21 protein-coding genes are annotated in these 20,663 nt (G+C 72.9%); 15 read left to right on the top strand and 6 right to left on the bottom strand.

Going from position 1 to position 20,663, the window contains the following annotated elements:
- Positions 1-28 precede the first annotated feature (28 nt).
- Positions 29-340 carry a hypothetical protein gene (locus tag OG417_RS20235; RefSeq protein ID WP_329258202.1) on the bottom strand — a complete coding sequence of 104 codons (312 nt, stop codon included), beginning with the start codon at positions 338-340 and terminating at the stop codon, positions 29-31.
- A gap of 56 nt (positions 341-396) precedes the next feature.
- A complete protein-coding gene (locus tag OG417_RS20240; RefSeq protein ID WP_329258205.1) occupies positions 397-951 on the bottom strand; it encodes a uridine kinase family protein in 555 nt (184 codons plus the stop codon).
- 223 nt (positions 952-1,174) lie between these two features.
- Between OG417_RS20240 and OG417_RS20245 the strand changes: the two genes are divergently transcribed.
- Both OG417_RS20245 and OG417_RS20250 read left to right on the top strand, forming a co-directional pair.
- Positions 1,175-1,783, top strand: a complete 609-nt coding sequence (locus OG417_RS20245; protein ID WP_329258208.1) for a GmrSD restriction endonuclease domain-containing protein — start codon at positions 1,175-1,177, stop codon at positions 1,781-1,783.
- 139 nt (positions 1,784-1,922) lie between these two features.
- On the top strand, positions 1,923-3,098 hold the full coding sequence (locus OG417_RS20250; protein WP_329258212.1) for a CaiB/BaiF CoA transferase family protein: 1,176 nt from the start codon (positions 1,923-1,925) through the stop codon (positions 3,096-3,098).
- Positions 3,099-3,159: 61 nt separating this feature from the next.
- Here OG417_RS20250 and OG417_RS20255 read toward each other — a convergent pair whose 3' ends face one another.
- On the bottom strand, positions 3,160-3,813 hold the full coding sequence (locus OG417_RS20255; protein ID WP_329258215.1) for a hypothetical protein: 654 nt from the start codon (positions 3,811-3,813) through the stop codon (positions 3,160-3,162).
- Between the two features lie 206 nt (positions 3,814-4,019).
- On the opposite strand from OG417_RS20255, the gene OG417_RS20260 reads away from it, so the two are divergent.
- On the top strand, positions 4,020-5,417 hold the full coding sequence (locus OG417_RS20260; RefSeq protein ID WP_329258218.1) for an APC family permease: 1,398 nt from the start codon (positions 4,020-4,022) through the stop codon (positions 5,415-5,417).
- Here the strand turns inward: OG417_RS20260 and OG417_RS20265 are convergent.
- Positions 5,353-6,147, bottom strand: coding sequence for a carbon-nitrogen hydrolase family protein (locus OG417_RS20265; RefSeq protein WP_329258221.1), 795 nt, complete (start codon positions 6,145-6,147; stop codon positions 5,353-5,355). The two genes, OG417_RS20260 and OG417_RS20265, sit on opposite strands and share 65 nt — an antisense overlap.
- 133 nt (positions 6,148-6,280) lie before the next feature.
- On the opposite strand from OG417_RS20265, the gene OG417_RS20270 reads away from it, so the two are divergent.
- The 10 genes from OG417_RS20270 to OG417_RS20315 all read left to right on the top strand — a co-directional run bounded on the left by OG417_RS20270 (position 6,281) and on the right by OG417_RS20315 (position 17,790).
- A complete protein-coding gene (locus OG417_RS20270) occupies positions 6,281-7,453 on the top strand; it encodes a pyridoxal phosphate-dependent aminotransferase (RefSeq protein ID WP_442875707.1) in 1,173 nt (390 codons plus the stop codon).
- Between the two features lie 85 nt (positions 7,454-7,538).
- Entirely contained in the window at positions 7,539-8,486 is a 948-nt protein-coding gene (locus OG417_RS20275) for a carbamate kinase (protein ID WP_329258224.1), read from the top strand.
- 11 nt (positions 8,487-8,497) lie between these two features.
- Positions 8,498-9,604, top strand: a complete 1,107-nt coding sequence (locus OG417_RS20280; protein WP_329258226.1) for a ring-opening amidohydrolase — start codon at positions 8,498-8,500, stop codon at positions 9,602-9,604.
- A 142-nt stretch (positions 9,605-9,746) separates the two neighbouring features.
- The gene (locus OG417_RS20285) at positions 9,747-10,433 is read left to right on the top strand and encodes an SseB family protein (protein ID WP_329258229.1); all 687 of its coding nucleotides are present in this window, start codon (positions 9,747-9,749) and stop codon (positions 10,431-10,433) included.
- An 86-nt stretch (positions 10,434-10,519) separates the two neighbouring features.
- On the top strand, positions 10,520-13,492 hold the full coding sequence (locus OG417_RS20290; protein WP_329258232.1) for a glycine--tRNA ligase: 2,973 nt from the start codon (positions 10,520-10,522) through the stop codon (positions 13,490-13,492).
- A 61-nt stretch (positions 13,493-13,553) separates the two neighbouring features.
- The gene (gene aroC / locus OG417_RS20295) at positions 13,554-14,729 is read left to right on the top strand and encodes a chorismate synthase (protein ID WP_329258235.1); all 1,176 of its coding nucleotides are present in this window, start codon (positions 13,554-13,556) and stop codon (positions 14,727-14,729) included.
- Positions 14,726-15,226: a shikimate kinase gene (locus tag OG417_RS20300; protein WP_329258238.1), complete on the top strand. Its 501-nt coding sequence runs from the start codon at positions 14,726-14,728 to the stop codon at positions 15,224-15,226. The genes aroC and OG417_RS20300 overlap by 4 nt, the downstream gene beginning before the upstream one ends.
- Complete coding sequence (gene aroB, locus OG417_RS20305; RefSeq protein ID WP_329258241.1) at positions 15,223-16,290, top strand: 3-dehydroquinate synthase; 1,068 nt, start codon at positions 15,223-15,225, stop codon at positions 16,288-16,290. Before OG417_RS20300 ends, aroB begins: the two co-directional genes overlap by 4 nt.
- 198 nt (positions 16,291-16,488) lie before the next feature.
- Positions 16,489-16,947, top strand: a complete 459-nt coding sequence (gene aroQ / locus OG417_RS20310; RefSeq protein WP_329258244.1) for a type II 3-dehydroquinate dehydratase — start codon at positions 16,489-16,491, stop codon at positions 16,945-16,947.
- 57 nt (positions 16,948-17,004) lie between these two features.
- Positions 17,005-17,790, top strand: a complete 786-nt coding sequence (locus tag OG417_RS20315; RefSeq protein ID WP_329258246.1) for an MBL fold metallo-hydrolase — start codon at positions 17,005-17,007, stop codon at positions 17,788-17,790.
- 4 nt (positions 17,791-17,794) lie between these two features.
- Here the strand turns inward: OG417_RS20315 and OG417_RS20320 are convergent, their stop codons facing one another.
- Together OG417_RS20320 and OG417_RS20325 are read right to left on the bottom strand one after the other, a co-directional pair.
- Positions 17,795-18,424, bottom strand: a complete 630-nt coding sequence (locus OG417_RS20320) for a nitroreductase family protein (protein ID WP_329258249.1) — start codon at positions 18,422-18,424, stop codon at positions 17,795-17,797.
- Between the two features lie 20 nt (positions 18,425-18,444).
- Positions 18,445-18,981, bottom strand: a complete 537-nt coding sequence (locus OG417_RS20325; protein ID WP_329258252.1) for a TetR/AcrR family transcriptional regulator — start codon at positions 18,979-18,981, stop codon at positions 18,445-18,447.
- Between the two features lie 101 nt (positions 18,982-19,082).
- Here OG417_RS20325 and OG417_RS20330 point away from each other — a divergent pair, with 101 nt between their 5' ends.
- Together OG417_RS20330 and OG417_RS20335 are read left to right on the top strand one after the other, a co-directional pair.
- Entirely contained in the window at positions 19,083-19,505 is a 423-nt protein-coding gene (locus OG417_RS20330) for a PaaI family thioesterase (protein WP_329258254.1), read from the top strand.
- Positions 19,506-19,564: 59 nt separating this feature from the next.
- Entirely contained in the window at positions 19,565-20,611 is a 1,047-nt protein-coding gene (locus OG417_RS20335) for an LLM class F420-dependent oxidoreductase (RefSeq protein WP_329258257.1), read from the top strand.
- Positions 20,612-20,663: the final 52 nt, after the last annotated feature.

A 20,663-nucleotide genomic window follows, 5' to 3' on the forward strand; every position in this document is an offset into this window, starting at 1 on the left:
GGCGACGGCGAGGGCTCCGGGCGGGCGCTCAGGAGCCGGTCGCGGCGAGGACGGCGCCGGCCGCCAGGCAGACCAGTTCGCCGGCCAGCCCGATGAGCGTCCATCGGCGCATCCACGCGAGCGAGGACCACTTGACGCCGATGACGGACACCGCGCAGAAGGCGAGCGTGCCGAAGACGGAGATCGGCACGATGACGTCCTTGACGCCGTCGTCGCAGATGGCGGCCGTGTCGTGCGGCGCGCAGCCGTGCTCGGCCGACGACATCCAGTTGATCACGAGGCCGGCGCCCGCGAGCGCGACGACGAGCAGGAACAGCCCCAGGGTCGTTTCCGAGCGCATTACCCATCGCCACGCTTTCCCCATGTCGGCCATTATTACGGGATAGGTCAGACGCACTACGAAAAATTGCCGTCGATGATCAGGTCGGCCCGCTCGCGTGTCCGGTCCGCGGTGAACAGTTTCGCCTCGGTCTCGGCCCAGTGATCCCAGGCGGCCAGGTCGTCGCCGCGTCCGGCCGCGCGCCGCCTCCGTACCGCACGCGGCGCCTCCACCCAGATGCGGAACGCCGCCGGCGACTCCTGACGCGCGGAGCCGACGCCCTCGATGACCAGCACGGACGCGACCGGGACCGTGACCTCCTCGGCGTACGCGCCGCGCCGCCAGTCGTAGCGGCGGAAACGCCCGGGCCGGCCGGCGCGCAGGGGCGCGAGGACGTGCGCGGTGAGCGGCGGCCACCAGGCGAGCGGCTCGCCGTCCCAGGGCACCGGGAAGTCGTCGGAGTGCACGACCGGCGCGCCGCCCAGGGCGGCCGCCAGAGCCGCGCTGAACGTGGTCTTGCCCGCCGCGCTCGGCCCGTCCACCGCGACGATCCGCACGGGCCCGCACGACGGTTCCAGGGCACGGAGCCGGGACACGAGCGCGGCGTCGACCGGGGGAACGGATGCGGGCATTCCGCCCATCCTGCCGGAACCGCCGCCTCCGGCCACCCCCGCCCCCGCGCCGGTGCGACGCGCGAAGCGGAAATGGTGGACGGGGTATTTGTCCGGATCCGGTCAATACAGGTGTATTTACCGTCTAGTAACCATTTGGTTGACTCTGGGCGCGAGTCTCATGCGGGGAGCGGGATCCACGGATGAGAGGACCCCAGCAGTGCGACGACGTGCCGTTACGCTCGTGGCGACCCTGATCGGGATCGCGAGCCTCATCGGACCTTCCACCCAGGCGCTGGCCGACCCGCCACCGCCCCCGTCGGAGTCGACCGCGCGGACCGAGCTCGCCGCGCTCACCGTCGGGACCCCGCACAGCATGGACGGCTACAGCCGCGACGCCTTCGACGTCTGGGCCGACCAGCCCGACGGCTGCACCACCCGCCAGGACGTCCTCGCCCGCGACGGCGACGACGTCGTCGAGGGCAGTGACGGCTGCCAGCCGACCTCCGGCTCCTGGTACAGCGCCTACGACGACACGACGGTCACCGTGGTCGCGCAGGCGACGATCGACCACGTCGTACCGCTCGCCGACGCGTGGCGGACCGGCGCCGACCAGTGGACCGCCGCGCAGCGCAAGGCGTTCGGCAACGACCTGACCGACGCGCAGCTGATCATCGCCTCCAGCTCCAGCAACAGCTCCAAGGGCGACAAGGACCCCAGCGAGTGGAAGCCGCCGAACACGGCGTACTGGTGCACGTACGGCGAGGAGTACGTGAGCGTCAAGTACAAGTTCAAGCTGTTCGTGACCAGCGACGAGAAGGCCGCCCTGGGAGACCTCCTCGACGCCTGCTGAACCGGGCGCGGACCCGTCCCCTCAGCGGGGCGGGTCCGCGCCGTCAAGGTGACACAGGTCACGGGACCGTACGGCGGGCAGGGGCGATACTGCCCTCAGATGCTCGCCCCTGATCCCGTGACCCTGGAGGAACCCGCCGATGAACGGTCCACTCGACGGCATCGTGGTGCTCGACCTCACCCGCGTCCTGTCCGGGCCGCACGCGACGATGATGCTCGCCGACCTCGGCGCGCGTGTGATCAAGGTCGAGCAGCCGGACACCGGCGACGAGACGCGGCAGTGGGGGCCGCCGTTCGCCACCGCGCCGGGCCGGGAGGGCGTGGACCCCGGCGTCAGCACGTACTTCCTGTCCTGCAACCGGAACAAGGAGTCGATCACCCTCGACCTGAAGTCCGAGGAGGGCAAGGAGACGCTCACCCGGCTGATCCGGCACGCCGACGTCCTCGCCGAGAACTTCCGCACCGGCGTCCTGGACCGGCTCGGGTTCTCCTTCGAGCGGATGCACGAGATCAATCCGGCCCTGGTCATCCTGTCGATCTCCGGGTTCGGGCACGACGGCCCCGAGGGCGGGCGGCCCGGCTATGACGCGATCGTGCAGGGCGAGGCCGGCATCATGAGCGTCACCGGCCCGGCGCCCGACCAGCCCACCAAGATGGGCCTGTCGATCTGCGACATCCTCGCCGGGGTGAACGGCGCGTACGGCATCGTGGCCGCGCTGTACGAACGGACCCGCACCGGGCGCGGCCGGGTGGTCCGCACCTCCCTGCTGGCCTCCGTCGTCGGCGCGCACGCCTACCAGGCCACCCGATGGACGGTCGCGGGCGAGGTGCCGCGGGCGATCGGCAACGACCACCCCTCGATCGCCCCGTACGGCAGCTACCGGTGCGCCGACGGCCTGATCCAGGTCGGCGTCGCCAACCAGGGGCTCTGGAAGAGGTTCGCGCCGGTCGTGGGGATCGACGCCGACGATCCGCGCTTCGCGACCGGGGCCGACCGGTCCCGCAACCGCGGCGAGCTGGGCGCGTTGATCGAGAAGGCCCTGTCGACCGGCACGCGGGAGCACTGGCTGGCCCGGCTCGCCGAGGCGGGCGTGCCCGCCGGGGCGATCCGCTCCATCGACGAGGTCTACGAGTGGGACCAGACCCGGTCGCAGGGGCTGGTCATCGACGTTGAGCATCCGGAGCTCGGCCGCATCGAGCTGCCCGGCCCGTCGCTGCGCTTCGAGGGGGTGCCGCCGCGCGAGCACACCGCGCCGCCGCGGCTGGGCCAGCACACCGGCGACGTCCTCGCCTGGCTGGACCAGATGGACTCCTGACCCGCGGACTCCGGCGGGGCGGTGGTACCCGCCGTGGGCCTCGGCGCGAGCGGGCCGGAGCTCACCGGGCGAGCAACGCGACGGCCGCGGCGACGAACGCCTCGTGACGCGCCTGCACCTCGGGCGCCCGGCTCCCGGGATACTCCGCGCGGTAGGCGTCCAACGCGGCGCGCGCCCCGGCGTCGTCGCCCCGCAGGTGCTCGAACACGACCAGGCGGCGGAGGTTGCCGTACCGCAGGTGTTTCAGGTACGGCTTACCGGCCAGGTACTCGCGCAGCACGGCCGGGTCGGTGTACCGCCGCTGCCAGGGCAGCATGTGCTCACGGGCCAGTTCGAGGCTGCGGTCCACCGCGGCCGGGATGTCCTCGGCGGTCCGCACCGTGATCCGTTGGTACCGGAAGGTGTCCGGCGGCGGTATCAGGTGCATGAGCAACCCCCCGACCGTTTTGGGCGGCGGCTCGGTGCCCGGCTCGTAGCCCTCCAGCCGGGCCAGCAGTTCCTCGGTCGGCCGATGCACCACGCCCGGCCCGGGATATGCCTGGTTCACCGACCCGCCACGGGTGTTCTTCGGCAGGTAGACCGCGCCGATCCAGTCGCCGTCCCCGGTCAGCTCCAGGGTCCACACGTCCTCGATGTCCGGCCGGTACCCGGCGCCCGTGAAGGCGACCGCCTCGGCACTCGACCAGGCGGCTCGCAGATCATCGATCTCGCTCACACCGTTCCTTCCCGATGAATGGCGACTCACCGTACGGTCTTCGCCGCCCCATCCACCCCAGAACGTGTGATTCAGCGGCCCCGCAGCCCTCGCCGGTCCCCTGCGCATCGGCGTCCCCAGGCGGCCGGTTCCGCCGATGACGTCCACACTCGGAGGGAGCAGGTAGATTCCTGACCTGCGCTTTTGTCTCTGATCGGGGGAGTTGGATGGAGCCGCAGGCGCTCCGCCGGAGCCTGTCGTCGCGCGACCTGATCGTCTACGGGCTGCTGTTCATCGGGCCGCTCGCGCCGGTGGGCGTCTTCGGCGTCCTCGACGCCAAGAGCCACGGCTCCGTCGCCCTCGTCTACCTGGTGGCGACGCTCGCGATGGCGTTCACCGCGGTGTCGTACGCCCAGATGTCGCGGCAGGTGCCGCACGCCGGGTCGGTGTACGCCTACGCCGGCATCGGCATCGGGCGGCCCGCCGGGTTCGCGGCCGGGTGGCTGGCGATGCTGGACTACCTGCTGATCCCCGCGGTCGGCTACCTGTTCTGCGGCATCGCGCTGCACTCGCTGGTGCCCTCGGTGCCGGCGTGGGTGTTCACCGCGGTCGCGTTCGTCTCGACCACGCTGCTCAACCTCTTCGGCGTGCGCCTGGCCGCACGCGTGGGCTTCGTGGTGCTCCTGGTGGAGATCGTGCTGCTGGCGGTGTTCGTCGTCGCGGCGGTCGTGGTGCTGATCATGGACGGCCCGGCCCGCCCGTGGACCTCGCCCGCCCTGGGGGTCGGCGGCATCACGACGGCCGCGGTGATGGGGGCCGTGTCGGTCGCGGTGCTGTCCTTCCTCGGCTTCGACGCGATCGCCTCGTTCGCCGAGGAGAACACCGGCGACGAGCGCCAGGTCGGGCGGGCGGTGCTGTTCTGCCTGGGCGTCGCCGGCCTGCTGTTCGTCCTGCAGACCTACCTCGCCGGGCTGCTCATGCCGGTGAGCCCGCACCACCTCGCCCAGGCGCCGGCCGAGCAGGGCACCGCCTTCTACACGATGACGCGAACGGCGGTCGGCGTGTGGATGCAACGGACGTTCGCGGTGGTCAAGGGCATCGGCCCGGCGTTCACCGCGATGGCGGCCGTGGCGGCGGCCTCCCGCCTGCTGTACGGCATGGCCCGCGACCGCGGCCTGCCGAAGGCGCTCGCGGCGGTGGACGAGCGCTCCCAGGTGCCGCGCGCGGCCCTGCTGACGACGGCCGCGGTCAGCCTCGTCGTGTCGGTGTGGGCGGCCCGCCGCGCGGACGGCCTGGACGTGCTCGTGTCGATCGTCAACATGGGCGCCCTGGCCGCCTTCACCCTCCTGCACGTCTCGGTGGTCGGCTACTACGTCATCCGCCGGGGCAGCCGCCGGTGGATCCCGCACCTGGTGGTCCCGGTCCTCGGCGCCGCGGTGTCCGTCTGGATCATGGTCTCGGCGACGACCCTGGCCAAGCTCGTCGCCGCCGGCTGGCTCGTGGTGGGCGCCGTCGTCTTCGCCGTCGGCGGCCGGACGGGCGGCCGGGCACGGACCTCCCTCAGCCCAGCAGGTCGGGGCGCCGGTGAGACAGAGACGGGAGCACCTTCCGTACCTGGTCGGTGACGCTCAGGTCGATCTCGGCGAGCCGTACGGACGGGGACGGGCCCAGGTCCGCCTGGACGACGCCCATCGGGTCCACCAGCATGCTGCGGCCCACGCCGCCCGGACGGCCCCGCGGCGGGGCGGTACGGTCCGGGGCCTTGCCCACGGCGGCCACCCACGTGGTGTTCTCGATCGCGCGGGCGCGGACCATCGTCACCCAGTGCTCCTCCTTGAACGGCCCCTGCGCCCAGGCCGCGATCACCGCGAACATCTCCGCGCCCGCGTCCACCAGCGCCCGCGCCAGCTCGGGGAAGCGCACGTCGTAGCAGGTGATCAGCCCGATCCGCGCGCCGCACAGCTCGACCACCACCGGCGCGTCGCCGGCGTCGACGAACTCCGACTCGCGGTCGTGGAAGGCGTCGAACAGGTGGATCTTGCGGTAGGAGCCCACGAGCGCGCCGGAGGCGTCGAGGGCCACCGCCGTGTTGTACACCCGGCCCGGGGACGCCGGCTCGAACACGCCCGCGATCACCGCGGTGCCGTGCTCACGCGCCGCCTCGGCCAGACCCGTCACCCACGGGCCGTCGAGCGGCTCGGCCATCGAGGCCAGGTCGCCGCCGAAGCGGACCAGCGCCGCCTCCGGGAAGATCGCCAGGTCCGCGTCCGCCGCCGAGGCCAGGGCCTCGCGGGCGCGTTCGAGGTTCTCCTTCGGGTCGTCGCCGATCGTGATCTGGCACAGCGCCACTCGCATCGCGGACTTCCTTTCCTGGCGGAGAATCGCTGGCTTCTTGCTCACTGGTCGCTCACCGGTCGCTCGCTCCACTGTGGCACAGACGGGACGCATCGCCCGGGGCCGCCTTGTCCGCGTTGTTACCCTGAGCCGCGTGACGGTCAACATCGATCCGCTGGTGTCCCGGATGCGGGGCTTCGGCACCACCGTGTTCGCCGAGATGACGGCCCTGGCGGTCCGTACCGGAGCGGTCAACCTCGGCCAGGGCTTCCCCGACACCGACGGTCCGGCCAAGCTGCTGGAGACCGCCGTCGAGGCGATCCGTGGCGGTGCGAACCAGTACCCGCCCGGACCCGGCGTGCCCGAGCTGAGGGAGGCCGTGTCCGCCCAGCGCTCCGGCCGTTACGGCCTTTCCTACGACCCCGCGGACGAGGTGCTCGTGACCGTCGGCGCGACCGAGGCGATCGCCTCGACGCTCCTGGCGCTCTGCGAGACCGGCGACGAGGTCGTCGTGTTCGAGCCGTACTACGACTCCTACGCCGCGATCATCGCGCTGGCCGGAGCCGTGCGCCGCCCGGTCACGCTGCGCCCCGACGGCGACCGGTTCACCTTCGACCCCGCCGAGCTGCGCGCCGCCGTCACCCCGCGCACCCGCCTGATCCTGCTCAACTCCCCGCACAACCCGACCGGCACCGTGTTCTCCCGCACGGAACTCCAGATCATCGCGGACCTGTGCCGCGAGCACGACCTCGTCGCCGTCACCGACGAGGTGTACGAGTACCTGACCTTCGACGGCGCCGAGCACGTGCCGATCGCCACGCTGCCCGGCATGCGCGAGCGCACGGTGGCGGTCTCCTCGGCCGGCAAGACGTTCTCGGTCACGGGCTGGAAGACCGGCTGGATCACCGCACCGCCGCGTTTCGTCCGCGCCGTGCAGACCGTCAAGCAGCACCTGACCTTCACCTGCAGCGCCCCGTACCAGCGGGCGGTCGCGTACGGGCTGGGCGCCGAGCTGGAGTGGGTCGAGGCGCAGCGGGCCTCGCTGCAGTCCAAGCGCGACCGGCTCACCGCCGGCATCCAGGCGGCCGGGCTGACCCCGCTGCACACCCAGGGCACCTACTTCGTCCAGGCCGACGTGCGCCCGTTCGGCTTCACCGACGGGCTGGAGTTCTGCCGGGTCCTGCACGAGCGGGCCGGCGTCGTCGCCATCCCCACCCAGGTGTTCTACGACTCCGACGCCGGCGACCCGTACGTCCGGTTCGCCTTCTGCAAGCGCGACGAGGTCATCGACGACGCCGCCGCGCGCCTCGCCCGCGTGGCCCGCTGAACATCCACACCTGCCAAAGGAGACGCGCTCGCTGGGCATACTCTGCCCATGAGCACACCGCAGGTCAGAGAATAGGTTCGCCTTCGTGACCACCGCGAACGGCGAGCGCGTCCTCATCGCCCTCGGCGGCAACGCGATGACGGGGCCGGACGGCAGCGCCACTCCGGACGCCCAGCGGCGTGCCGTGAAGGCGGCCGTCGAGCCGGTCGCGGACCTGGTCGCCGGGGGCGCCCAGATCGTGCTGACCCATGGCAACGGGCCCCAGGTCGGCAACCTGCTGATCAAGAACCAGCTCGCCGCCTCCGTGGTGCCGCCCGTGCCCCTCGACTGGTGCGGCGCGCAGACCCAGGCGACCATCGGCGTCCTCCTGCTGAACGCGCTGGACCGCGCCCTGGCCGCGCGCGGCGCGGCTCGGCCGGTGGCCGTCGTGGCGACCCGGACCCTGGTGGACGCCGCCGACCCGGGCTTTACGGCCCCGGCGAAGCCGGTCGGCCGCTACTTCCCGATCGAGGCGGCCGAGCAGGGCCGCGCGCACGGCGAGATCTGGCGGTCGTTCGGCGCCAAGGGCTGGCGGCGGGTCGTCGCCTCGCCGGAGCCGCGGGAGATCATCGACGCGCCCGCCGTGGACGCCCTGCTCGCGGCGGGGTTCATCGTCGTGGCGGCCGGGGGCGGCGGCGTGCCGGTGGTACGCGCCGACGGCGGTTTCCGCGGGGTCGAGGCGGTCATCGACAAGGACCTCGCCGCGCAGCTGCTCGCCCGCCACGTCTCCGCCACGACCATGGTCATCGCCACGAACGTCGAGTACGCCATGACCGGGTACGGAACCCCGGACGAGCGACCCATCCGGCGTACGACGCCCGCCCGGATGCGGGCGTACGCGGCCGAGGGGGAGTTCGCCGGGGGCAGCATGGGCCCGAAGGTCGAGGCGGTGGTGCGCTTCGTCGAGGAGGGCGGTAAGCGGGCGGCGATCACATCGCTGGAGCACATCGGCGACGCCGCGGACGGCAAGGCCGGAACAGTCATCGAGTTGTGAAGGGTGAGGACATGCCGGACCCGATTGAGGTACGCAAGGTCGCCATCGACAGCGTCACGGACGCGTCCGGGCTGGCCCGGCTGATCGACGACGGTGTGATCGAGGCCGATCGCGTCCTCGCCGTGATCGGCAAGACCGAAGGCAACGGCGGCGTCAACGACTACACGCGCATTCTCGCCGACCGGGCGTTCCGCGAGGTGCTCGTCGCCCGGGGCAGCCGTACGCCGGAGGAGGTCGCCCAGGTGCCGCTCGTGTGGTCCGGCGGCACGGACGGGGTGCTCAGCCCGCACGCGACGATCTTCGCGACCGTGGACCCGTCCTCCGCCCCGGTGACCGACGAGCCCCGCGTCTCGGTCGGCGTCGCCATGAGCGAGGTGATCCTGCCCGAGGACATCGGCCGCCCGGCCATGGTGGAGAAGGTCGCCGGCGGCGTACGCGACGCCATGAAGGCGGCCGGCATCCAGGACGCCGCCGACGTCCACTACGTGCAGACCAAGACGCCCCTGCTCACCCTCGACACGATCAACGACGCCAAGCGGCGCGGCCACGACGTCGTCACCGAGGACACGCTGAAGTCGATGGACATCTCCAACTCCACGACCGCGCTCGGCATCGCCGTCGCCCTCGGGGAGATCGCGATGCCGGAGGCGGAGCGGATCCACCAGGACCTGTCGCTGTACTCCTCGGTCGCCTCCTGCTCCTCCGGGGTCGAGCTCGACCGGGCCCAGATCGTCGTGGTCGGCAACGTCCGCGGCATCGGCGGCCGCTACCGCATCGGCCACAGCGTGATGAAGGACGCCCTGGACGCCGACGGCATCTGGGCGGCGATCCGCTCCTCCGGCATCGACCTGCCCGAACGCCCGCACCACGGCGACCTGGACGGCCGGCTCGTCAACGTGTTCCTCAAGTGCGAGGCGGACCCGGGCGGGTCGGTACGCGGGCGCCGCAACATCATGCTCGACGACTCCGACGTGCACTGGCACCGCCAGATCAAGGCGTGCGTCGGCGGCGTCGCCGCGTCGGTGACGGGCGATCCGGCCGTGTTCGTCTCGGTGGCCGCCGTGCACCAGGGCCCCTCGGGCGGCGGCCCGGTCGCGGCGATCGCCGACCTCGGCTGAGCCGGCGCCCCGTCAGTCGCCGGAGGGCGGGGGCGGCCCCCGCCACACGGCCCGAGAGCAGGGTTCAGATCGCGACATGCCGGTGATATCAGCCGCCGCGCCAGGCCGGAGCGGGCGGCCCCGGCCGATACGCTGGTCTGTCGTGTCCGAAAGAACCATTCCCCAGCCGGATTTCCCCGACGACGACGGCACGGCGTCCGCCGAGCTGGAGGCGGCGTTGCGCGCCTACGCCGGTGGGCACGGCGAGCACGCCGTCCTCGCCGCCCTCCCCGGAGCACGCCTGTTCGTCCCCGTGGTCGCCGTCCTGACCGAAGACGAGACGGTGGACGGTTCGCGCCGTGAGAAGGAGAGCGAGATGGCGCTGCCGACGCTCGTCGGAGACGACGGGCGGCGCGGCGTGCTGGCCTTCACCTCGGCCGAGAGCCTCGCCCGCTGGCAGGCGGACGCGCGCCCCGTCGCGGTGCGCGCCGCGCAGGCCTGCCAGGCCGCCCTCGACGAGGCCGCCGACGCCCTGGTCATCGACGTCGCGGGCCCGGTGCCGTACGCCATCGAGGGCCCGCGGCTGCGCGTCCTCGCCGAGGGCGGCACGATCACCGCTCCCCACGAGGACCCGGACGTCCTGGCCGCCGTCCAGGAGGCCGCGGGCGACCTGCCGGGGATCACCGGCATCCAGGTACGCCCCGGCACGCAGAGCGACCTGGCGATCCGGCTGCGTCTCGCCCAGGACGCCGACGAGCAGGTGGTCCTGCGCACGGCCGCCGACCGCCTGTCCGAACGCCTGAGCGGCCGCGTCTCCGGCGGCGTCGAACTCGGCGTCGTCTTCTCCTGATCCCGGTTCCGCCGCCCGGCCTCCGGTCTTCCGGCGCGCCGGGCGGCGGGCGCGCGTGCCTGGTCAGGCCTCGTTAGGCTCGGGACATGCCGACGCTGACGATGCAGGACGCCCTGATCCGCCTCACCGAATACTGGGCCGGGCAGGGATGCGCCATCGTCCAGCCGATGAACACCGAGGTCGGCGCCGGCACGCTCAACCCCGCCACCGCGCTGCGGGTCCTCGGGCCCGAGCCGTGGAAGGTCGGCTACGTCGAGCCCAGCGTCCGCCCGGACGACTCGCGGTACGGCGACAACCCCAACCGGCTCCAGACGCACACGCAGTACCAGGTGATCCTCAAGCCCGAGCCCGGCGACGCGCAGGAGCGCTACCTCGGCAGCCTGGAGGCCATCGGCGTCGACCTGCGCGCCCACGACGTGCGGTTCGTCGAGGACAACTGGGCCTCGCCGGCGCTCGGCGCGTGGGGGCTCGGCTGGGAGGTCTGGCTCGACGGCCTGGAGATCACCCAGTTCACCTACTTCCAGCAGTCCGGCGGCATGCCCCTCGACCCGGTCTCGGTCGAGATCACCTACGGCATGGAGCGCATCATCATGGCGCTCCAGGGCGTCGGGCACTTCAAGGACATCGCGTACGCGCCCGGCCTGTCCTACGGCGAGGCGTTCGGGCAGGCAGAGTACGAGATGAGCCGCTACTACCTCGACGAGGCCGACGTCGAGGCGGGCCGCGCGCTGTTCGCCGCGTACGAGGCCGAGGCGCGGCGCATGATCGAGGCGCGCCTGCCGGTGCCCGCGCACACGTACGTCCTCAAGTGCTCGCAGGCCTTCAACGTGCTCGACGCGCGCGGAGCCGTCGGCACCACCGAGCGCGCCAGCGCGTTCGCCCGCATGCGCGCCCTCGCTCACGACGTCGCGCGGCTGTGGGCCGAGCGCCGCGAGGAGCTCGGCCATCCGCTCGGCGACGCCGCGACGCGTCCGGCGCCCGAGCGCCGCGCGGAGGCCTTCCCCGAGATCGGCGAGCCGTCGACGCTGGCGTTCGAAATCGGTTTCGAAGAACTGCCCGCCACCGAGACCGAGCGTGTCGCCGGCGCCGTGCGCGACTCCCTCACCGAACTGCTGGCCGGCACCCGGCTGCGGCACGGTGAGATCCGGGTGATGTCCGCGCCCCGCCGCGTCCTCGCCGTCGTCGACGACGTCATGCCGCGTGAGGACGACGCCGAACGGACCGTCCGCGGCCCGCGCCGGTCGGCGGCCTACGACGCCGACGGCGCGCCGACCAGGGCCGCCATCGGCTTCGCCCGCGGCCAGGGCGCCGACGTCGCCGACCTGCGCGAGATCACCGTGAACGGCGGCGAGTACGTCGGCCTCGTCCGTACGGTCGCCGGCCGGCCGGCCGCGGAGGTGCTCGCCGGCGTCCTGCCCGGCGTCGTCACCACGCTGCGCGCCGACCGCAACATGCGCTGGAACGCCCCCGGCCTGTCCTACAGCCGCCCGATCCGCTGGATCGCCGCCCTGCTCGGGCCGCACGTCGTGCCGTTCACGGTCTCGACGCTGGAGAGCGGGCGTTCGACCCGCGTGCACCGCACCGCGGACGAGCCGGTCGTGGAGGTGGCGGAGGCGGGCCGGTTCCTGGACACCTTGCGCGCGCACGGCATCGAGCCGGACGCGCGGGCCCGCATGCGGCGCATCACCGAGGCCGCGGCCGAGCTCGCCGCCTCGGCGGGCGGCGCGCCCGACGAGACCGTCCTCCCCGAGGTGGTGAACCTCGTGGAGGAGCCGGTCGCCCTCCTCGGCTCCTTCGACGAGCGCCACCTCGAGCTGCCCGCCGAGGTGCTCACCACGGTCATGCGCAAGCACCAGCGGTACCTGCCGGTGAGCGCCGCCGGCCGTCTCCTGCCGCACTTCGTCGCGGTCGCGAACGGCGCCTGCGACCTCGGCGCCGTCCGCGCGGGCAACGAGGCGGTCCTGCGGGCGCGGTTCGAGGACGCCGCGTTCTTCTTCGAGGCCGACCTGCGCACGCCGCCGGAGGAGATGACGGCCGGCCTGGCCGCGCTGACCTTCGAAGAGCGTCTCGGGTCGATGGCCGACCGCGCCGGCCGCATCCGCTCGATCGCGCTGGCCCTCGCCGACCGCGTCGGCCTGGGCGAGCAGGACCGGGCGACGCTCGAACGCGCGGCGCGCCTCGCCAAGTTCGACCTCGCCTCGCACATGGTGATCGAACTCTCCAGCCTCGCCGGGACGATGGCGGGGGAGTACGCCCGCCGCGCCGGCGAGACCGAGCCGGTCGCGGAGGCGCTCGTGGAGATGGAGCTGCCCCGCTCGTCCGGCGACGCGCTCCCCGTGTCGCTGCCCGGCGCGCTGCTCGCCGTCGCCGACCGGCTCGACCTGCTCGCCGGCCTGTTCGCCGTCGGCGCCGCGCCGACCGGCAGCTCCGACCCGTACGGCCTGCGCCGGGCCGCGCTCGGCCTCACCGCGATCCTACGGGCGCACGGCCGCCTGGCCGGCATCCGGGTGGACGAGGGCCTGGCGGTCGCGGCCGCCTTCCAGCCGGTGGAGGTGGGCCCGGAGGCGGTGCGCGAGGCGGAACGGCTGACCGCGCGGCGGCTGGAGCAGGCGCTCCTGGAGGCCAGCCGCCCGGTGCACGTGGTCCGCGCCGTGATGCCGCACGCCGCCACGCCCGCGCGCGTCGCGCGTGACGCCGCCGACCTGGAGGGGCTGCTGGAGTCGGAGGGGTTCGCCCGCCTGACCGCCGCCCTCCAGCGGGTGCTGCGGATCGTGCCGCCGGACACGCCCGCGTCCTACGACCCGGCGCTGTTCGAGGACGACGCGGAGCGCGCGCTGGCCACCGCCCTCGCGGGCGTCGCGGACAAGCTGCGCGGCGGCCCGCTGCCGCTGCCGGAGTTCGCCGCGGTGACCGAGGCGCTGGTCGAGCCCATCGACGACTACTTCGACAAGGTGCTGGTCATGGCCGAGGACGCCACCGTACGCGCGAACCGCCTCGGCCTGCTCGCCACCGTCCGCGACCTGGTCACCGACGTCCTCGACTGGCGCGAGATCGCCTGACCGGTGCCCATATGCTGGACACCTGCATGGGACGCCGCCCCTACATGAAAGTATTTACCGCATGTTGCGCTGGCTGACCGCGGGGGAGTCGCATGGCCCGGCCCTCGCCGCGATCCTCGAAGGGCTGCCCTCCGGTGTGGCCGTGACCTCGGCCGACATCGCCGAGGCGCTGCGCCGCCGGCGCCTGGGCTACGGGCGCGGCGCCCGCATGAAGTTCGAGCAGGACCAGGTCGAGATCATCGGCGGCATCCGCCACGGCCGCACGCTCGGCGGCCCGATCGCGATCCGCGTGGGCAACACCGAGTGGCCCAAGTGGGAGACGGTGATGTCGGCCGATCCGGTCGACCCCGACGTGCTCGCCGAGCAGGCGCGCAACGCGCCGCTGTCGCGGCCCCGCCCGGGCCACGCCGACCTGGCCGGCATGCAGAAGTACGGCTTCGACGACGCCCGGCCGGTCCTGGAGCGCGCCAGCGCCCGCGAGACGGCCGCCCGGGTGGCGATCGGCGAGGTCGCGCGCGCCTTCTGCCGCCAGGTGCTCGGCGTGGAGATCCTCAGCCACGTGGTCGCGCTCGGCGAGGTGAGCGTCCCCGAGGGCGTGATCCCCGAGCCCGGCGACCTCGAGCGCATCGACGCCGACCCGGTCCGCTGCCTCGACCCCGACACCAGCGCCGCGATCGTGAAGCACATCGAGCAGGTCAAGAGAGACGGCGACACGCTCGGCGGCGTGGTGGAGGTCGTCGTGCACGGCCTGCCGCCGGGCCTGGGCAGCCACGTCCACTGGGACCGGCGCCTCGACTCCCGCCTCGCCGCCGCCCTCATGGGCGTCCAGGCGATCAAGGGCGTCGAGGTCGGCGACGGCTTCCGCACCGCCGCCCGGCGTGGCTCGCAGGCGCACGACGAGATCGTGCGCGACGGAGAGATCCGGCGGGTCACCAACCGCGCCGGCGGCGTCGAGGGCGGCATGACGACCGGCGAGACCCTGCGGGTCCGCGCCGCCATGAAGCCCATCTCCACGGTGCCGCGCGCACTGTCCACGATCGACGTGCTGACCGGCGAGCCGGCCAAGGCCATCAACCAGCGCAGCGACGTCACCGCCGTCCCGGCCGCGGGCGTGGTGGCCGAGGCGATGGTGGCCCTGGTCATCGCCGAGGCCGCGGTCGAGAAGTTCGGCGGCGACTCCGTCGAGGAGACCGCCAGGAACCTGCAGGGCTACCTATCCTCACTGGTGATCAAATGAAACCCAAGGCCGTCGTCATCGGCCCGCCCGGGTCGGGCAAGACCACGGTCGGACAACTCCTCGCCGAGCGGCTCGGCGTCGCCTTCCGCGACACCGACCACGACGTCGAGGCCACGGCCGGCAAGCCGATCGCGGAGATCTTCATCGACGACGGCGAGGAGCGCTTCCGCGCGCTCGAACGCGCGGCCGTCCAGGCCGCGCTCGCCGAGCACGAGGGGGTGCTCGCCCTCGGCGGCGGCTCCATCCTCGACGCCGGCACCCAGGCCGACCTGGCGGAGCTGCCGGTCGTCTACCTGGAGGTCGGGCTGTCGGACGCGGTCAAGCGGGTCGGCCTCGCCTCGGCGCGGCCACTGCTCGTGCTCAACCCGCGCAGCCAGTTCCGCAAGCTGATGGAAGAGCGCCGGCCGATCTACGAGGGCCTCGCCACGGTCCGGGTCGCCACGGACGAACGCGAGCCCGCCGACATCGTCGACGAGATCGTCAAGGGACTCGAGTGAGCAGAATCGCGGTCGGCGGCGACACGCCGTACGACGTCGTGATCGGCACGGGGGTGCTCGGCGAGCTGCCCTCGCTGCTCGGCGAGGCCGGGATCGTCGCCGTCGTGCACGCGGAGGGGCTGCCGGAGATCGCGCGGCCGGTCTGCCACGCGCTCGCCGACGCCGGGTACGACGCGCGTCTCCTGCCGGTGCCGGACGGCGAGGCGGGCAAGGACGTCAGCGTGCTGGCCGGGCTGTGGTCCGCGTTCGCCGGCCTGGGCATGACCCGATCGGACGCGATCGTCGGCGTCGGCGGAGGGGCCACGACGGACCTCGCCGGGTTCGCCGCCGCGACCTGGCTGCGCGGCGTACGCGCCGTGCTGGTGCCGACCACGCTTCTCGGCATGGTCGACGCGGCCGTCGGCGGCAAGACCGCGATCGACATCCCCGAGGGCAAGAACCTCGTCGGGGCCTTCCACCCGCCCGCCGGCGTCCTGTGCGACCTGGCCACGCTCGTGACCATGCCGCGCGAGGACTACGTCGCCGGCCTCGCCGAGGTGATCAAGGCCGGGTTCATCGCCGACCCCCGCATCCTGGAGCTCGTCGAGGAGGACCCGGAGGCGGCGGGTCGCCCCGACGGGCCGCACACCTTCGAACTCATCGAGCGCGCCATCGCGATCAAGGCGCGCGTCGTGTCGGAGGACCTGCGGGAGAGCGGCCTGCGGGAGATCCTCAATTACGGCCACACGCTCGGTCACGCGATCGAGAAGGTCGAGGCGTACCGCTTCCGGCACGGCGACGCCGTCGCGATCGGCATGGTGTACGCCGCCGAGCTGGCCTGCCTGGCCGGGCGGCTGGGCGCCGACGTCGTCAAGCGCCACCGGGAGATCCTCACCGCGGTGGGCCTGCCGACGTCGTACGCCGCCGAGGCCTGGCCGGAGCTTCGCGAGGCGATGCGCGTCGACAAGAAGGCGCGGGGCGCCCGCCTCCGGTTCGTGGTCCTGGACGGCCTGGCCGCGCCGGGCCGCCTGGAGGACCCGGACGAGGACCTGCTGAGATCCGCCTACGAACGGGTGGCACGATGACCGAGCATCCGGCCAACCCGATGAGCCGGAGTGAGCCCGAGGTAGCGAGTGGAGTGGCCGGGCGGGGGACGAGTCCGGCCGCGGGGCGAGTGAGGAGGGTGAGCGACCAGTGAGCCGGAGCGAGCCCGACGTAGCTTGTGGAGTGGCCGGGCGAGGGACGAGTCGGGCCGCGGAGCGAGTGAGGAGGGCGAACGACCAGTGAGCGAAGTGTTGGTGCTGAACGGACCCAACCTCGGCCGGCTGGGCAGCCGCGAGCCCGACGTGTACGGGGCCACGACCTTCGACGACCTGGCCGCCCTGTGCCGTGACACGGCTCGCAGGCTGGGCCTGCACGCCGAGGTGCGCCAGACCGACGACGAGGCGGAGCTGATCACCTGGCTCCACGAGGCCGCCGACGGGCGCATCCCGGTGGTGCTGAACCCCGCGGCCTTCACGCACTACTCCTACGCCGTACGCGACGCCATCGCCCAGCGCACGGCGCCGCTCATCGAGGTCCACATCTCCAACCCGGCGGCCCGCGAGGAGTTCCGTCACACCTCGGTCGTCGCGGCCGTGGCCTCGGGCACCATCGCGGGCTTCGGCACCTTCTCCTACGTCCTCGCCCTCCAGGCGGTCGCCGAACTCCTCGCCGAGTCGGCGCCTGAGGTGGTGTCATAGCGGCCGGCCATGGCGTCCTAGGGAACCCGGGGCTACCTGCGGCGGCGCTCGCCCGGCATGATCGGCCTCGACGTCCTGGAGCGCGGAGGCGATGCGATGCGGATCACGGTGGCGGGCAGCGGGGACGCGTTCGGGTCGGGGGAGCGGTTCCAGACGTGCATCGCGCTCGGTGATCCCGGGGCCGGCGCCCACACGCTGGTCGACTGCGGGGCCACCAGTCTCGTGGCCCTGCGCCGCCAGGGGCTGGACCCGAACGCCATCGAGACGGTCCTGGTCAGTCACCTGCACGGGGACCACTTCGGCGGCCTGCCGTTCCTGATCCTGGACGGGCAGTTCCGCCGCCGGACCACCGATCTGACCGTCGTCGGACCGCCCGGGACACGGGAACGCCTCGACCAGGCGATGGAGACGCTGTTCCCGGGGTCGAGCGGGGTCCGGCGCAGGTTCGCGGTGCACGTCCGCGAGCACGCCGACCGGCGTCCCTTCTCCACCGAAAGGTTCACCGCGACGCCTTTCGAGGTGCGGCATGCGTCCGGCGCTCCGGCCTACGCCCTGCGGGTCGAGGACGCCGGGCAGGGCGGCACGGTCGCCTACTCCGGGGACACCGAGTGGACCGACGCGCTCATCGACGCCTCCGCGGGCGCGGACGTCTTCTTCTGCGAGGGATACAGCCCGGCGCCCGTACGCTGGCACCTCGATCTGGACGCTCTGGCCGCGAACCGGCACCGGCTCGGCTGCCGCCGCCTGCTGCTGACCCACATGTCGCCCTCCGCCCTGGCCGCGGACCTGAGTGACTGGGAGACCGCGGACGACGGCCTGACACTGGTCACTTCCGGCGGGTGAGGCCTCACCAGTGGTCGAGGTGGAGGACCTCCTCCAGCGGCCGGCGGGGGGCGGGGCGGAACGTCTCTCCGGTGTAGTAGGCCGTCGGGATCAGCGAGCCCTGGCGGACGTCCTCCGGCAGCCCGAGCAGCCCGGCGACCTCCCGCTCGTACGCCAGGTGCAGCGCCGTCCAGGCGGTCCCGAGCCCCCGGGCGCGGGCGGCCAGCATGTAGCTCCACGTCGCCGGGTGCAGCGAGGCCCACAGCCCGGCCTGGCCGCCGCTCGGCACGGACGTCACACGCAGGCACGGGATGACCAGCACCGGCACCTCCGCGATGTGCTCGGCGAGGTACGCGACGCCCTCGCCGATGCGCCGCTGGACCGGTGCGCGCTCCGGGTCGTCGGCGAACAGTCTGGGCGCCGCGTGGTCCGACGCCAGGTACTCCCGGGCCGCCCGCGTGAACACCCGGCCGATGGCCGTGCGCTGGACCGGGTCGGTCACGACGATCCAGTGCCAGGCCTGCTTGTTGCCGCCGCTCGGCGCCTGCAGCGCGATCTCCAGGCATTCGCGGATCAGCTCGGGCGGGACCGGCCGGGTCAGGTCGAGCCGCCTGCGTACGGTGCGGGTGGTGGTGAGCAACTCGTCGGGGGTCATGCGCGCATGATCGCAGCCGCTCAGCCCGTCTCGCACGCCGCGGCGATGAGGTCCTCCAACTCCGCCGTCACGTCGTCGAGCGGCTCCAGGGAGCGGCGCGCGCGGCACAGCAGGGTGGCGCCCTCGACCGAGGCGACCACCAGCGTCGCGACCCGCGCGGCGCGCTCCGGCGCCGCTCCCGCCGAGGCCAGGCCGGCGGCCAGCGCGTCCCGCCACCGCCGGAACGCCCCGTCCGCGGCGTCGGCGAGCCGCGATTCGGCGATCACCGCCACGATCGGACAGCCCGCCTGGAAGCCGCTGTCCACCAGCACGCGACGCCACCAGCCGAGGAACGCCCGTACCGCCGCCACCGGGTCGTCGTCGCGGGTGGCGGCGCGCACGCCGGCCGCCACGAAGTCGCCCGCGTACCGTACGGCCTCCTCGGCGAGCTGCTCCTTGCCGCCGGGGAAGTGGTGGTAGATCGAGCCGCGCGGCGCCCCGCTGTGCGCGATGACGTCGCTGAACGCCGTGCCGCTGTAGCCGCGTTCGCGCAGCAGGTAGGCCGCGCTGCGCACCATCCGCTCTCGTGAGCCGGAGGCCATATGACCTTCACCACCTTGACTATGACGGTCATCATAGAAGAGCCTGACTATGCCGAGCGTCATACAGGGAGGGTGTCGTGACCGCCGGACTCGATCAGCTGAGGACCTTGCTGGACGGACGGATGACGGGCATCGGCTCGTTGCTCGACATGACGGTCGAGACGCTCGAACCCGGGCGAGTGGTGTTCGCGCTGCGGACCCGGCCCGACTTCGGCAACCCCCTGGGCACGCTGCACGGCGGCATCTGCAGCACGCTGCTCGACTCGGCGATGGGCTGCGCGGTGCACGCCTCGCTGCCGGAGGGCGCCGGCTACACCACGCTGGAGCTGAAGGTGAACTTCGTGCGTCCCGTGCGGCTCGACGGCGTGCGACTCCGCTGCGAGGGCACCACGATCCACCTTGGCGGCCGGACCGCCACGACCGAGGGGCGCGTCACGGATGAGGAGGGCCGCCTCGTCGCCCACGGCACGAGCACCTGCATGGTGTTCAGACCGGCCTGACTAAGCTATTACTGAACGAGATTCGGTTTTTGGACGGAACGGCAGAGAGGCGCCGCGGCATGCGTATCGGGATGTCCCTCAACTACGCGGGGGGCTTCAGGGAGACCGTCGATGAGCTCGCCGACTACGAGAAGGCCGGGCTCGACATCGTGTTCGTGCCGGAGGCGTACAGCTACGACGCCGTGAGCCAGCTCGGCTTCATCGCCGCGCGTACGGAGCGCCTGCAGATCGCCTCGGGCATCCTCCAGATCTACTCGCGCACCCCGACCCTGACCGCGATGACGGCCGCCGGGCTGGACTACGTCTCCGAGGGCCGGTTCGTGCTCGGCATCGGCGCGTCGGGCCCGCAGGTCATCGAGGGCTGGCACGGCGTGCCGTACCACGCGCCCGTCGGCCGCACCCGGGAGATCATCGAGATCTGCCGCGCGGTGTGGCGCCGCGAGCGCCTGTCCTACGACGGCAAGTACTACAAGCTGCCGCTCCCCGCCGAGGAGGGCACCGGCCTCGGCAAGCCGCTCAAGCTGATCAACCACCCCGTACGCGAGCGCATCCCGATCATCGTCGCCTCGCTCGGTCCCAAGAACGTCGAGATGACCGCCGAGCTGGCCGAGGGCTGGGAGCCGATCTTCTACGTGCCGGAGAAGGCGGACGGCGTGTGGGGCGAGGCCCTGGCCAAGGGCAAGGCCAAGCGCGACCCCGCGCTCGGTGAGCTGGACGTCGTCGCGCAGGCTCCCCTGGCGATCGGCGACGACGTCGAGGGCTACCTCGACTTCGCCCGCCCCATGTTCGCCCTCTACGTCGGCGGCATGGGCGCCAGGGGCCGTAACTTCTACAACGACCTCGCCCGGCGCTACGGCTACGAGCGGGAGGCCAAGGAGATCCAGGACCTCTACCTCGACGGCAAGAAGCAGGAGGCCGCCGAGAAGGTCCCGTACGAGCTGCTGCAGAAGACCTCGCTGATCGGCACCGAGGGCTTCGTGCGCGACCGGCTCGCGGCGCTGAAGGAGTCGGGTGTCACGACGCTCAACGTCACGCCGATCGCGAGTGACCACGCGAGCCGCGTCAAGCTGATCGAGAAGGTGCGCGAGCTGGCGGCCTCCGTCTGAGCGGCCCGGGACGCCGCTCGCGACGGGCGGCCTCTGAGGCGCCGGCGGCGGA

The organism is Actinoallomurus sp. NBC_01490 (genome assembly GCF_036227085.1).
Lineage (GTDB): Bacteria > Actinomycetota > Actinomycetes > Streptosporangiales > Streptosporangiaceae > Actinoallomurus > Actinoallomurus oryzae.